Origin of the sequence: Pseudoalteromonas rubra, assembly GCF_004212645.1 — a bacterium.
GTDB classification, from domain to species: domain Bacteria; phylum Pseudomonadota; class Gammaproteobacteria; order Enterobacterales; family Alteromonadaceae; genus Pseudoalteromonas; species Pseudoalteromonas rubra_G.
The window spans coordinates 114,817-129,293 of record NZ_PPUZ01000004.1 but is presented as its reverse complement, the minus strand read 5'-3'; the positions used below and the strand labels follow the sequence as shown (position 1 = coordinate 129,293).

Below are 14,477 nucleotides of genomic sequence, written 5' to 3'. Positions count from 1 at the left end.
TTAAAAATGTTAAACACAATCAATACAGCAAATGCGGCCCCAGTTATCACAGCGCAAATGACCCATGAGTCGTTTTTGCCCGAGGGCCCGTCATTCCCAATCGTGATTGAACCCGTTAACAGCCTGGGTCATCCCAAAGACTGGATCGCGCAAAATGAAGAGAAAGTTGCCGCGTATCTGCGACAGTATGGTGCCATTTTGCTGCGTGGTTTTGATATGAAAGATGAGCAGGCATTCCGTGAAAGTGCCAATGAATTTATCCCGACACTGGCGAAATACATGGAGGGTGCGACTCCAAGAACAAACCTAGGCAAAGGGGCCTATACATCGACAGAGTTTCCTTCAGAACTGAGTATTGCCCAGCACAACGAGCTGTCATACATCAAATCATGGCCAATGCGGATTGTCTTTGGTTGTTTGATTGCGGCCGAAGAGCAAGGTGCGACACCGATCGCAGATGTTCGTAAAGTACTTGATTATATTGATGAAGATATTAAGCAAGAGTTTGCAGAAAAAGGCTGGATGCTGGTACGTAACTACGGCAATGGGTTAGGCCCAACCTGGCAAAAAGCCTTCAACACCGACGATATTGAAGATGTGATTGAATACTGTAAAGTCGCGGATGTTGAACTGGAGGTTATTAACGCACAGCAAATCCGTACCCGTCAGGTCCGCCCGGCGATTCATTCGCACGCGCTAACTGGTGAGTCCGTATGGTTCAACCATGCTGCATTTTGGCATCCTTCGAGCCTGTGCCCGATTATCCGTAAGGAGCTGGTTTCTCAATTTGGTGAAGATGCACTGACTTATAACACTCTGTATGGAGACGGTACCGTGATCCCGGATGACGTCATTGAGCACATTAATGCTGCATACGAAAAAGCAACGGTCACCTTCCTGTGGCAAGAAGGAGATATTTTGCTGATGGATAATATGTTGATCTCTCATGGCCGCTCACCGTACAAGGGCGACCGTCGTATTCTGGTGTCTATGGGTGAACCCGTGACCAATATCACAGCGCCTATTGAGGAGTAAACCATGTTATTTAATTTCATCAAGAAGTTTAAGAAAATCATACTGATTTCTAGTGCATTGAGCTCGTTCACTGCGGTGGTGTCATTAACATTGTTCCACCTGATCGGTGAGATTGGTAATGATGGGATCCAGCAAGATAACATGGTGTTGTTTGCCGGTGCATTTTTATTGCTTATCGTGTGTTCGATATCAACCAGCTATTTTTTATCGTTTTATACCTCTAAAGCGATTAACCGGGTTCGTGAATCCTTGGTTATCGGGATCCTGAATACCGAGTATGAGCCATTAGAAAAAATAGGAAAATCAAAACTCTACAACGTTCTAACCAATGATGTGAACGCGATTTCAGCGGCATTGGCGGAAATGCCAGCGTTTATCTACAACGTCTTACTGGTGTTATGTTGTTTTGGTTACCTGGTGTATCTGTCGCCGTCGATGTTTATGACCATGTCCGTTGTAATTGCGTTTGCCCTGTTGTTTGGCCACTTCATTATGAAAAAGATTTCGGCTTCTGCGACGGTTATGCGTGAACAGCAAGACAATATGTTCGAAAGCTATAAAGGCTTGTTAGATGGTGCAAAACAGCTAGTGTTGAATAATCAACGTAAAGCGCAGTACCACAATGATGAAATTAAAACCGCGTTGGTAAGTCTAAAAGACAAAGAAAGGAAGTTTGGCTTTGCCTGGGACATTAACCGTAATATTACCCAAGCTTTCATCTTCCTAATCCTGGGCACTGCTGTGACGTCTGGTCATTTCTTCGGGGATACGCAGGTGGTGATGAGCTATGTTTTCGTGTTGACCTTCCTGGCAGGCCCGCTTGGTTACATCATGGGGCTGTGGCAAACCATTACACGTGCCAATGTTTCACTTAACAAAATCAATAAGTTGAAAGTGGCACAAGAAAAAGAAGCGCTAACTGACCTTGGTGACCGCACACAGTATTCAACGTGGCAGCAGTTGTCTATTAACCAGGTTGAATTTGGCTACAATACACAGGCAGAGAACATCCTGAAAGGTGTAGATCTTAAGGTAAATCGAGGTGAAGTCCTTTACATCACAGGCGGTAATGGTAGTGGTAAGTCAACGTTATTACATGTCTTGCTAGGGCTTTATCGGCCGCAGCAGGGATGCCTGAAAGTGGATGACAATGTGGTAACAGAGGAAAACCTGGCGTTGTATAGAGACAAAGTGGCCATCGTACTCCCTGATTTTTATCTGTATAAAGATCTCATCAACAATGATGGCGCTCAGGTGAACCAGGATGATGTTGCGTATCTGCTGAAGAAATTTGCGCTTGACGAAAAAGTGAATTTTGATGGTAAAGGGTTTGATTCAGTTGACTTTTCACAAGGTCAGAGAAAGCGCCTGGCACTGATCTCAGCGATACTGGAAGACAAAGAAGTCTATGTGCTGGATGAATGGGCAGCGGATCAGGACCCTTACTTCAGAGCCGTATTTTATAAAGAGATTATCCCTTGGTTGAAGCAGAAAGGAAAAACCGTCATTGCGGTTACCCATGATGACAAATACTTCTATACCGGGGACAGACAAGTGGAGTTGGTAGAGGGGCAAATCGTGGAACATGAAATTTCAAGAATTGCCGCTTAACTTTGATCCAAAGCCTGATATGTGAAAGCGTATCAGGCTTTTTTACTTTCCAATTCGCACATATCCTGCAGCGTTTTTTCCTACCTAATTGAACAAATTAAGTCTGGTTCGTTCAGATCTCAAAAGCAAACACTAAGGCTAATCTTTGAAATAAAGTATTATTATTTCGGGGTTTGGTGTCAGTAAAGCTCTTATCGCCAGAGGCAACATCCAGCTTTGGTTTTTCGATGATGCGATTGAGCAGTGCAACACAACATCACGGCGGTAAAGGGCGCGCTAATCAATTTACTGAGCTGGCGATTGAGACCTGTCTAACTCTTCGGGCTGTATTGCTCCTGTCTTTCGAACTGCGCAGGAAACAGCTGAAATTGCAGTGTTACCGAAGCGACCTGGATTTGCTCAACAAGGCTTGATATGGGCAAAAACTGAATATCAGGTAATTTTATTGTTATAGCGTTTTGGTTCTTATAATAGAGCAAAAAGGTGGTTACAATTGCAGACAGTAGAAAGTTTCGACGTATAACTCCGTACCTCAGGTCGGAATAGTGAAAATAAAGAATTAAGGATTCTGTTCAATGGCACTGACAACAGTAATATTAGCCGCGGGCAAAGGCACTCGGATGCGTTCTAAATTACCTAAAGTACTTCACCCCGTCGCGGGCAGGCCAATGGTACAACATGTGATTGACAATGCGAGTGCTTTGGGTGCCAGCACCACAAACCTTGTTTACGGTCATGGAGCAGAGCAATTGCAAGCAGCATTGCAACACAATCAAGTAAACTGGGTGCATCAGGCGGAGCAACTGGGGACTGGTCATGCGGTTGCGGTTGCAAAAGAACACATCGCTGACGATGATACTGTGTTGATTTTATATGGTGATGTACCGTTAACGCGCCTGTCCACACTGCAACGCTTATTGGCTGTAACGCCTGACCATGGGCTGGCCGTACTGACCGTGAACCTTGATAACCCCATGGGCTATGGCCGTATGTTGCGTGACAATGGCAAGCTGGTGGGCATTGTTGAACAAAAAGATGCCACACCAGAGCAACTGGCAATTCAGGAGATCAACACTGGTATTATGGCGGCCAATGGTGGTTTATTGAAAAAGTGGCTGGGCAAGTTGTCCAATAACAACGCACAGGGTGAATATTACCTGACCGACATCGTTGCCATGGCACATCAGGATGGTGTTGAGATCACCTCAGCGCAACCGGATGATGCAATGGAGGTTGAAGGCGCCAACAACCGCGTTCAGCTCGCCGGGTTGGAGCGTGCCTATCAGAAATGGCAAGCCGAAACGCTGATGCTCAATGGCGCCAGCCTGGCTGATCCGCAACGTATTGATGTGCGTGGCGAAGTGATCACCGGTCAGGACGTTCAGATTGATGTAAACGTCATTTTTGAAGGTCAGGTTGAACTGGGTGATGATGTGGTCATTGGTCCAAACTGTGTCCTGAAAAATTGTAAGATTGGCAATGGCGTGGTGATCAAAGCCAATACCCTGGTTGAAGAAGCAACGGTGGGCGACATGTGTACGCTGGGTCCGTTTGCCAGATTGCGCCCTGGGGCCGTTATGGAAACCGACTCACACATAGGTAACTTTGTTGAGATGAAAAAGTCGCGTCTGGGTAAAGGGTCTAAAGCGAATCACTTAACGTATCTGGGCGATGCTGAGATAGGTGAAAAAGTGAATATTGGCGCAGGCACCATTACCTGTAATTATGATGGCGTCAATAAATCCAAAACCATTATCGGGGATGGCGCTTTTATTGGGTCAAACTCTTCACTGGTTGCACCGGTTGAAATTGGCAAAACAGCGACTGTGGGCGCCGGTTCTGTGATCACCAGCACCGTGGACGATGAAGCGCTGGCGGTTGCCAGAGGCAAGCAGCGTAACATTGGTAATTGGCAAAGGCCGATAAAGAAAAACTAATAAAAACGGGAGCTTACGCTCCCGTTTCTCATTTGGGCTCAACTGATGCCGAAGACGCCATCTCGTAAGTTCCTTTCTGCATGCCAAAGTGGTACATTACTTAGGGTTAATTAAAATTTAACAATAAAAAACGCAACCAATCGGGTGTTAGGTAATTATGGAAAATCTCTTTAGAAAAGAAGTATTAGAGAGTAAAAGACACCGACTAGAAGGAGCTGTAAGTTTAGTTCAACCACCGGTGTTCAGGACACTGGCTTTACTTATCCTAATCGTCGTTGTTATTAGTATCATCTTTCTTGCAAGTGGCAGTTATGCGCGCAAAGAGCGCGTCTCTGGGGTTATCGAGCCCAATACTGGCGTGTTAAAGCTGGTTGCCCCACAAACGGGGATCATTGCCGAAGTGCTGGTGTCTGAGGGAGACTATGTCGAAGCCGATCAGCCGCTGTTACGGGTGGCATCCGCCAAGCACAGTACCCAGTCACTGGAATTAAACCAGGCGCTGCTTAATCAATATGGCTTTCAACTGCGTAATTTGCAGCAACAAATCAGCCAGCAAAAACGCCAGCATATTCTTGAGCTGACAGAGCTGCGGCAGCAAAAAGCGACGGCAGAAGCACGCCTGAAGGAGTTGGAGAACCAGGCCAGCACGTTTGACAAGCGACTCGAGCTCAATCAGCAAATGGTGGGGCAGATCAGTACGCTCAAAGGGACCGGTTATATTTCTGAGCTCGAATTACAGCGCCAAAAAGACACCCTGCTGTCTTTGCAGCAACAGGCATCCAGTATTCAGTCGGAGCGACTGACACTGGCGTCGCAAATTCAGCAATACGAGACAGAGCTGGAAAAACTGCCACTGCAACACGATGAGCGCCTCAGCCAGCTGGAATCTCAGCAGGCTGATCTGCAGATCCAGCTATCCTCTGTTGAGCAACAGCGGCTTGGCGAATTACGTGCACCAAAAGCGGGTGTGGTGACCGGGCTACTGGGCAAGGTTGGGAAAAGCGTCAATGCCGGGCAAAACCTGCTCAGTATCTTACCGCAGGGCAGCCAGATGCAGGCGATTATCTACGTACCGACCTCTTCGTTTGGGTTTATCAACCTCGGTCAGGAAGCCAAGTTGCGCTACCACGCTTTTCCGTACGAGAAGTTTGGTATTTATAACGGCACCATAGAGCAGGTCAGTAACAGTGTGATCCTGCCAGAAGAAACCAGCACCCCAGGTGTCATACAGCAGCCTGCTTATCGGGTGGTGGTGGCGCTGCAGGATCAGCAGATCTCCGCCTATGGTAAAGCGACGCCGCTGCGCGCCGGAATGATGCTGGATGCCGACATCATTGTTGAAGAACGCTCTTTATTGCGTTGGCTATTTGATCCCGTGTTTAGTATTAAAGGACAGCTGTAGGCTGCAACTACAAGAATAAAAAGGCTTTTTATGCACGTTGAAGACGAATCACCGGTACAGCAGTTACAGTTCTGGTCAAGGAAGTCACTGCCTGTTATTTTGCAATCCGAGGCCGCCGAGTGTGGTCTTGCCAGTCTCGCCATGGTGGCGGCTTATCATGGTTATCACAGCGACCTTACCTCGCTGAGGCAAAAGTTCAGTATATCCATCGAAGGGGCAACCTTGCTGGACATTATGCACTTTGCCGAGAAGCTGGAGATGAGTTCGCGACCGCTTCGTATTGAGCTCGAAGATCTCGATGCCTTGCAAACGCCCTGTATCCTGCACTGGGATATGAATCACTTTGTGGTGCTGAAAAAGGCCAATGAAAAACGCATTGTGATCCATGACCCGGCGTCGGGCGAGAAAACCTTCACCATGGCGGAGGCCTCCAAGCACTTTACCGGGGTCGCGCTGGAGCTGACACCGACCAAGAGTTTTGAAAAGAAAGAGAAGAAACCCAGCTTACAGTTCTCGGATTTTTGGAGCCGCATTACCGGGCTGAAACGCTCGCTGACCCTGATTTTCCTGTTATCTATCATACTTCAGGTGTTTACCCTCGCCGCACCCTATTATATTCAGCTGGTGATCGACGATGTGATACTGACCGGGGATACCAACTTGTTGACGGTGCTCGCCACCGGCTTCTTCCTGGTGTTGGTGTTTGAAATCGCCACCAATGCGCTGCGGGGCTTTACCTTGCTGCACTTTGGTAACCAGATGAACATTCAGCTCGGTGCCAACTTATTTCACCATCTGGTGCGTCTGCCCATCTCTTACTTTGAAAAACGCCATATGGGTGACGTCGTGTCCCGCTTTGGTTCACTTCAGCAGGTCAAACAAATTCTTACCACCGGGGTGATTGAAGCAATCATTGACGGACTGATGGCGGTGATCACCCTGGCGATGATCTTCTTTTACAGCCCCACGCTGTCGGCCGTGGTGTTAGCGGCGGTGGTGGCCTACGCCATTGTCCGGATTGCGATGTACAGACCGTTTCGCAATATCAGCGAGCAGGAGATCATGGCGCGTGCGGAAGAGAATTCCAACTTTATGGAAACCGTGCGGGGCATTCAGACCATTAAGCTGTTTGGCTCAGAAGTAAAACGCGAAGGCCAGTGGCAAAACCGCTACGCCAATGCTATCAACCAGAGTATTCGCCTCGGTAACTTTCAGATTGGCTACGACGCCATCAACCGCGCGCTGTTTGGCATTGAGAATATTTTGGTGGTCTATCTGGCGGCGCATTTAGTGCTCGATGGTGGTTTCAGTACCGGGATGCTGTTTGCCTTTATGTCGTATAAACGCCAGTTTATGGACAAGACAGCCAACCTGATCGAAAAGCTGATTGAATTTAAAATGGTCGGTCTGCACTTTGATCGTATTGCCGATATTGCATTGACCGACAAAGAGATTTTGCAACCGGATCAGGTTAAGCAGCATCAGGTGAAGGGTCAGATTGAGCTACGCAATATTAGCTTTGCCTACTCAGATGCCACACCTAACGTACTGAACGACCTTAACCTGACCATCGAAGCGGGCGAGTCTGTGGCGATCACCGGGCCTTCTGGTTGTGGTAAGTCGACCTTGCTGAAGATTATGCTGGGCCTCAATCAGCCAAAAAGCGGTGAGGTGCTGATCGATGGTGTACCTATGGAGCAGATTGGTGCGCGTCAGTATCGCCAGCAGATTGCAGCGGTGATGCAGGATGATGAGCTACTGTCAGGCTCCGTGGCCGACAACATTGCCTTCTTTGACACCCCGATCGATATGGAGCGGGTTGTCTACTGCGCACAGCTGGCGGCTATCCATGATGACATTAGTCAGATGCCGATGAACTATGACAGTCTGATCGGTGACATGGGCTCGAGTCTGTCCGGTGGTCAGAAACAGCGTATTATTTTGGCACGTGCCCTGTATAAGCAGCCCAAAATTCTGTTTATGGATGAGGCAACCAGCCACTTGGATACCAACCTGGAGTCAGATATCAATGAAGCGGTATCGCGCCTGGACATCACCCGGGTGATTATTGCACACCGCAAAGAAACCATTGCGTCGGCGGATCGGGAAGTGCGCTTGAAAAAAGCGGATGTACCAGACCCCTATGCGCACGAGGAAGAGTCTGTGTGTGAATAAGGGGCCGTACCCCGTTGTTTTAATTTTGTAAAAATTGTGATTTTTTGCGGTTGAGTGAGCCGGTTTTTTAGGTTAACGTCAAATAAGGACATACGGGTACAGACAAGATAGCGTGCATCAATGATGCACGCAGTCGCCACCATTACGATAACAATAACGAAAGACAATTAGATTAAGGATGAACATGCCAGAGCAAATTTCATTGTCGACGCAGCAGCGCGACACCATCAAGACCCTTCTGACGATTATCACTGACAAGGTCAGCGCCAATATTCGAGACGCCCAGTTGCCCCATGGGCTGCTGAGCGGGTTAGCAGGTCAGCTGCTGTTTCTATATAAAGCCTATCAATACGATGCGAGTCTGGTCGACGAGGCGTTGTTTACACAAAAACTGGAAGCGCTCCAGGAAGGGCTGGATCAGCAAAGTTTTGAGATGAGCAATGGCCTGGCCGGGCAAGCCTGGTTGTTGGAGTACCTGAATCAGGCAGATCCCGAAAACTACGACCCTGAACTGCTTGAAGAAGTGGACGAGCTGTTTCGCGCCGCACTGGATCATCAACCCTGGCAGGGGGAAATCGAAATGGTACTGGGGTTGTCCGGGTTTGCGCCCTATGCATCTCGCCGTGCCAAGCAGTCTGATCAGGCAGCCCTGTATGAAGTCATTGTCAGCGGCCTGGAAAGCACCGCGACTCACTTTGACAATGGTCATATTACCTGGTCTCAGCCACAAGAGTCGGTTTACCGCTTTAATAAAGATGAGCCCACAGAGCCCGAGTACAACCTGGGTCTGGCCCATGGTGTGCCAGGGATCATTGCTGCCCTGCTACCTGCGGTACATATCTCAAGCTTACAGGTCCGTGTGACGACCCTGTTGCTGGGCGCGTGTGACTGGCTGTTAGAACAGCAAAGCCCGGACAGTACATCACATTCTTGCTTCGGCTCTTGCGCCGGTGGTGAACACCAGTCTCGGTTAGGGTGGTGTTATGGCGACCTGACTATTGCCATGACACTGGCGCGTGTAGGCCAGCAGCTTGACCGCCCAAGTTATGTCGAGCGGGCATTAGAAATCGCACTGCATGCGGCCGAGCGTGATGAACAGTCTGGTCATATTTCCGATGCCGGTTTGTGCCACGGCTTTTATGGTATGGCACTGATTTACCAAATTCTTAACCAGCTAATGCCGCACCCACGCTTTGTTCAGGCTATGCAGTATTGGATCGATTATTCGCTTCAGCAGTACACCGAACGGGGTGTTGAATCTCTGTATGCATACAATGGACTAGACAAAGACTACCACGAAGATTTTAGTTTTCTGATGGGCTATGCCGGGATTGGCCTGGCTCTGACCACTTTGTTTGATGACGATACCGGCTGGGTTGATTGTTTATTAATGGCATAGGGAGTAGGTGATGTCTAAGCAGTTAAAGAATGAAGATTTTTTTGTAATTCGTACGCCTCGTCTCGGACTCGAGCAACTGGCGCAATTTGGTGAGGACAATGCCGATACCAATGTGTTACTGGCCGCCTGGCTGGCCACTCCGGGTGTTGAAGAAGCTATTTACCTCGCCAGTCCGTCGTTACTGGAGCGGATCGAACAGTGGCGCACTAAGCCGGAGTCGAAGCAAGGTAAAAAGGTCGCCCATGCGCTCATTAAGTACATGGTCAGAATGTGCTCCCGGCCCACGCCATTTGGATTATTTTCCGGCATTCATCAGGGCCGCATTGATCAGCACACCGAGTTGAATGTAGCTGAACTCACCCAGGATAGCCGCAAAACACGACTCGATATGTTCTATCTGAACGCGCTAAAAGAGCATTTTATCAAGCACGCGTCACGCTCAGATACCCTGACTTACAAACCCAACACCTCGCACTATTTTATCGCTGAGCAGTGTCGCTACATAGAAACGTATTTGTCTGAAGAGACCATGCAGTATCGCCTCAGTGCCGTGGAGAGCGATGAGTACTTCCGCTTTGTGCTGGATGCCGCGCGCGAGGGCAAAAGCTTCAATGCGCTGGTTGCGCAGTTCTGCGCTCAGTATGGCGAAGCGGATCAGGAAGAGGTCGAGGCCTATATTCAGGACCTGATTGATGAAGGGGTACTGCTGGCAGATATCCCCCTGCCACTGACCGGCGAATCGCCAGACAGGGCGTTACTGAAGTCCATCACGGCCATCGAGGAGTTTGAAACTGCCGACAAGCTGGCCACGGCACTGGCGCAAATTGATAACCTGGATTCACAGAAAACGGGCGACATTAAACCCTATAAACAACTGCTGGAGCACCTGCAAAGTTTGCCGGTCAAGGTGCAGGAGAACAAATTGTTCCAGAGCGATATTTATCGCCACTTTAACGACTGCCAGCTGGCAGCGCAGGACGTGTTACGACTGCAAAAACAACTGGAACTGATCGCCGGGTTAAGTGTGTCCGATCAGGGCAATGCGCTGAGCCAGTTTATGACCAAGTTTAATGCCCGCTTTGAGGGCCAGTTTGTCCCGCTCGATAAAATCCTCGACGATGAATCCGGGATCGGCATTTCCACCGAAACCGGCTATGAAGCCCCGCTGGTGGCCGGACTGAACCTGGCACGCAGTGGCTCGGGTCAACAGACCATGCCTGAAGTCAGCGTACTGGATGGCATCGTGGAAGATGCGCTGAGTCAGCCACAAAACCGTGGTAAAGACTGCGTGGTGCTGCGTGCTAAAACCCTTAAGCAAAAAGTCACGAATAAAGACGCGGTAGCTAAGTTCCCTTACTCCTTTGCGGCCATGGTGAGCCTGTATCAGGATGACAAGGGTAATCCGGTCCATAAATTTAATGGTTGTTATGGCCCGTCTGCAGCTAATTTGCTGGGACGTTTTTGCCACCTGGATGACGGCCTGAAAGACAATGTAGTGACGCATCTGGCCCGTGAGCAGGCGCACAGCAGCGACGTGATTTTTGCTGAAGTGGTGCACATGCCGGAAGGGCGTCCTGGCAATGTGATTGCACGTCCGCACTTACGCCAATACGAAATCGTTTTTCTGGCAGACAGTGCGCTGGATGATGAATATCAGATCCCATTAAGTGATTTGTATGTGTGGGTGGAAGGGCAGAAGGTCAAGCTATGGAGCAAGCGCCTTAATAAGCAAGTGGTCCCGCGCCTGTCCAGTGCCCACAACTATTCGGCACGCAGCCTCAGTGCCTATAAGTTTTTGTGTATGCTGCAACATCAGGATGGCAGACCACCACAGTTTAAGTTGCCAGCGAGTCTGGAGCGCGCTGCCTTTGTGCCTCGTCTGATGCTGGACAATCTAATCCTGAGTGAAAAAACCTGGCGCATCGACAGAACTGAGCTGGAAGCCGTGAGTACAAAAGGCCAGTTTGATCGCGCTAAACTGGATGCGTTGCTGGATACCTATCAGCTCGACCCGCAAGTAAGCTTTGCCATGTCTGATAACGTATTGCAGCTGGATTTACGTAACCCGGACATGTTTGCGATTTTACTCGCCGAGACCAAAGGCCATCGCCGGGTTGAGCTCAAAGAAGTACTCAGCCAGCATTATCCGTCCAGAGTGGTTGATGCGCAGGGTAACCGCTACAGCAACGAAGTGATTATTCCATTTATCAATGAGCATGCCCCAGTGCATAGGCATTTTAGCGATGATCCTTTGAGTAACATCACCGCTGCGCCATTGAAGCGCCGCTTTAGTGCCGGCTCCGAGTGGCTAAGCCTGAAAATTTACTCGGGTAATTCATTGGTCGAGCAGCTCCTGACCGACGAGTTGCTGCCGCTGATCGAACAAAGCGGTGACCTGTACGACAAGTGGTTCTTTATCCGTTATGGCGATCCTGACTGGCACCTGCGTTTGCGTTTTCATGGCGATCCCGGACTGCTGTGCGGTCAGCTGCTGCCCAAACTCAATGCATTACTCGACCCGAAAGTAGAGAGCGGCGAGTTGCACAAAGTTGAGCTGATGACCTATGAGCGGGAAGTTGAACGCTACGGCGGACCTGAATCGATGGCGCTGGTGGAGTCGCTGTTTATGTACGACAGTGAGCTGATAGCGAAAACCTGTGCGTTGATCGACGAGCACGGTGAGGATGTGCGCTGGCGCATGGCGCTGGCACAGACGCATAAGTTACTGGACTTGTTCGAATATGACGATACCACTCGCTTTACCCTGATCAGCCAGTTGCGTGATGGGTTTGGCAGAGAGTTTAATGAAACCAGTGTGCTGCGCAAACAGCTGGGTAACCGGTATCGCGATTACGAAGCTCAGCTGGATAAGGACTTTGCCTTGCTCACCAAGCAGACGGACGAGCCTGCGGATGAAGTGCAACAGGCCTTGTTTGCTATCCTGTCTCAGTGGTATCAGGCGGCCGAGCCGGTGGTGACTGTGCTCAATCGTATGCTTGATGAAGGCAAACTCAATTGTAGCAAAGATACTTTGCTGGGCTCTTTGCTGCATATGCACAATAACCGTATGTTCAAGGCCTATGGCCGGGAACAGGAGCTGGTGATCCACGATATGCTGCGTCGTAAGTACTTCTCGGCAGATAAAAAAGCCGACTAAGTAACAGAGCCGTAAAAAGCGCACTTTGCAGTGCGCTTTTTGTGTTTATGGGGCCCATTGGCTACCCTTGAGTAAAAACAAAATGAAGGATGGCATTATGACCCGAATGATAACCCTCTGGCTCAGTGCCCTGGTTGTGCTGGTGTTAAGCACGCAGGTGCGCTCAGATGACCACAAACCTGCGCCGCTTGCCAAAGAGCTGGCTGTGTTTCAACCGTTTTTGGGCACCTGGCAGGCGGATTTTGAGGTACCGGCAGGCAAGCCACCGATGCGTGATATCAGCCGCTGGGAGCGTGCGCTCAATGGCACTGCGGTGCGTACTTTGCACTCTATCAATGCTGGCATGTACGGTGGAGAGTCGCTGATATTCTGGGACAAAAGCAAAAATGCGCTGGTGTTTTATTACTTCACCACCGCCGGCTTTTATACCCAGGGCACCATAGAGGTGCTCAGCCCCACCGAGTTCGTGGCCTTTGAGGACGTGACCGGCAATCAGGATGGCATTACTCAGGTGAAATCCATCAGTCGTTTTAAGGACGGCCGCTTTACGGTATCGACCCAGTACCTGAAGCAAGACAAATGGACCGAACCTGAGTCGCGTACCTATGTGCGCAGCAATGGAACGGTACAATTTAAATAGCCGCTGCGGCCAATCATTGCAGTCGATAATAACCACAATAAAGAGTTAAACGTGTTCACCTCGCTCAGTATTTCAGGGCTGACTGTGTTTCAGCTGATCTTTGCCTGGCAGATGTGCTTTGCCGCGATCCTGGTGTGGCAAAATCCCCACAGTCGCTGCCTGGTGTTATTTTTTGTTTTTCAGACCTTACTCTGCCTTGCCAACGTGCTTGAAAGCGCAGGCTTTACGCTGGCAGGGTACGTCATCACACCGGCTTTTACTGTGGCCATGGGGCCTGTCTGGTATCTCAGTGTCCGCAACCTGATCGGGGCCTCAACAGGTGGTTTGCAGTCTGCCCGTCACCTGCTGTTACCCCTGGTATCACTGGGTTTGACCCACTATGTGCAGCCGCTGATTGCGCTGGGCAGCATCATGCTGCTGGGTTACCTGGTGGCGTCTTTAAAACTGCTGCGTGACTATCGTGATACGGTATATCAGGTACATGCCGATGCGGCGACGATGGATCTCTCCTGGCTGACCAGATTGCTCGGCGTGTATGCCGTGCTGAGTGTGACGGATTTTGTGCGCATGAATGTGCAGCCCATTACGCCGATGCCCTGGAAAGCCTACTGGTATTTAGCCCATGAAGTGGGCTTCTTTGCTATTCTGTCGGTGTTGCTGATTGGCGTGATAAAGCAGCCGCAGGTGTTTAATCGCCTGGCGCAATATCAAACACTCAGTCAGCGTGATGACGCTGCACAGGACACGCAGCTGGCGCAGTCGATATTTGCAGCGGTAGACGCACAGGTTCGGGAGCAGGGACTGTTTTGTCAGCCCCGACTGAGTATTCAGCATATCGCAGATCAACTGTCACTGGGTGTGAAGCAGGTTTCGTGGGCCATTAATTCGGTGTCTGGAAATAACTTCTCTAACTATATCAATGAAGTAAGGCTTGAGCAGATTGAAAAACAGTTGGCTGATCCGGCTTATGCAGAGGCGTCGGTGCTCGATATTGCAATGAACAATGGGTTTAATGCCAAGTCGACCTTCAATCAGGCTTTTAAAGCCCGCACGGGAATGACGCCGACGCGTTTTCGACAGGGTACGCTGGAAAACTAACCAAATCCCACTTTTATGCGTTC

9 protein-coding genes are annotated in these 14,477 nt (G+C 49.6%); all 9 read left to right on the top strand.

Annotation, left to right across the window (positions count from 1 at the left end):
• The first annotated feature begins 6 nt into the window (after window positions 1-6).
• Complete coding sequence (locus C3B51_RS02245) at window positions 7-1,035, top strand: TauD/TfdA family dioxygenase (protein ID WP_130244024.1); 1,029 nt, start codon at window positions 7-9, stop codon at window positions 1,033-1,035.
• Window positions 1,036-1,038: 3 nt separating this feature from the next.
• The gene (locus C3B51_RS02240) at window positions 1,039-2,646 is read left to right on the top strand and encodes a cyclic peptide export ABC transporter (RefSeq protein ID WP_125718603.1); all 1,608 of its coding nucleotides are present in this window, start codon (window positions 1,039-1,041) and stop codon (window positions 2,644-2,646) included.
• 575 nt (window positions 2,647-3,221) lie between these two features.
• Window positions 3,222-4,583, top strand: coding sequence for a bifunctional UDP-N-acetylglucosamine diphosphorylase/glucosamine-1-phosphate N-acetyltransferase GlmU (gene glmU / locus C3B51_RS02235; protein ID WP_130244023.1), 1,362 nt, complete (start codon window positions 3,222-3,224; stop codon window positions 4,581-4,583).
• 157 nt (window positions 4,584-4,740) lie between these two features.
• Complete coding sequence (locus C3B51_RS02230) at window positions 4,741-5,985, top strand: HlyD family secretion protein (RefSeq protein ID WP_125718599.1); 1,245 nt, start codon at window positions 4,741-4,743, stop codon at window positions 5,983-5,985.
• Between the two features lie 30 nt (window positions 5,986-6,015).
• On the top strand, window positions 6,016-8,160 hold the full coding sequence (locus C3B51_RS02225; protein WP_130244022.1) for a peptidase domain-containing ABC transporter: 2,145 nt from the start codon (window positions 6,016-6,018) through the stop codon (window positions 8,158-8,160).
• A 184-nt stretch (window positions 8,161-8,344) separates the two neighbouring features.
• Entirely contained in the window at window positions 8,345-9,559 is a 1,215-nt protein-coding gene (locus tag C3B51_RS02220) for a lanthionine synthetase C family protein (protein ID WP_130244021.1), read from the top strand.
• A gap of 10 nt (window positions 9,560-9,569) precedes the next feature.
• Window positions 9,570-12,716, top strand: a complete 3,147-nt coding sequence (locus C3B51_RS02215; protein WP_130244020.1) for a lantibiotic dehydratase — start codon at window positions 9,570-9,572, stop codon at window positions 12,714-12,716.
• Window positions 12,717-12,813: 97 nt separating this feature from the next.
• Complete coding sequence (locus C3B51_RS02210) at window positions 12,814-13,356, top strand: hypothetical protein (protein WP_206074723.1); 543 nt, start codon at window positions 12,814-12,816, stop codon at window positions 13,354-13,356.
• Window positions 13,357-13,407: 51 nt separating this feature from the next.
• Window positions 13,408-14,454 carry a helix-turn-helix domain-containing protein gene (locus C3B51_RS02205; protein WP_130244019.1) on the top strand — a complete coding sequence of 349 codons (1,047 nt, stop codon included), beginning with the start codon at window positions 13,408-13,410 and terminating at the stop codon, window positions 14,452-14,454.
• The last annotated feature ends 23 nt before the right edge of the window (window positions 14,455-14,477 follow it).

Excerpts from the sequence above, each read along its gene's own strand:
- C3B51_RS02245 (WP_130244024.1), top strand. The coding sequence starts at position 7 with ATGTTAAACACAATCAATACAGCAAATGCGGCCCCAGTTATCACAGCG.
- C3B51_RS02240 (WP_125718603.1), top strand. The coding sequence starts at position 1,039 with ATGTTATTTAATTTCATCAAGAAGTTTAAGAAAATCATACTGATTTCT.
- glmU (WP_130244023.1), top strand. The coding sequence starts at position 3,222 with ATGGCACTGACAACAGTAATATTAGCCGCGGGCAAAGGCACTCGGATG.
- C3B51_RS02230 (WP_125718599.1), top strand. The coding sequence starts at position 4,741 with ATGGAAAATCTCTTTAGAAAAGAAGTATTAGAGAGTAAAAGACACCGA.
- C3B51_RS02225 (WP_130244022.1), top strand. The coding sequence starts at position 6,016 with ATGCACGTTGAAGACGAATCACCGGTACAGCAGTTACAGTTCTGGTCA.
- C3B51_RS02220 (WP_130244021.1), top strand. The coding sequence starts at position 8,345 with ATGCCAGAGCAAATTTCATTGTCGACGCAGCAGCGCGACACCATCAAG.
- C3B51_RS02215 (WP_130244020.1), top strand. The coding sequence starts at position 9,570 with ATGTCTAAGCAGTTAAAGAATGAAGATTTTTTTGTAATTCGTACGCCT.
- C3B51_RS02210 (WP_206074723.1), top strand. The coding sequence starts at position 12,814 with ATGACCCGAATGATAACCCTCTGGCTCAGTGCCCTGGTTGTGCTGGTG.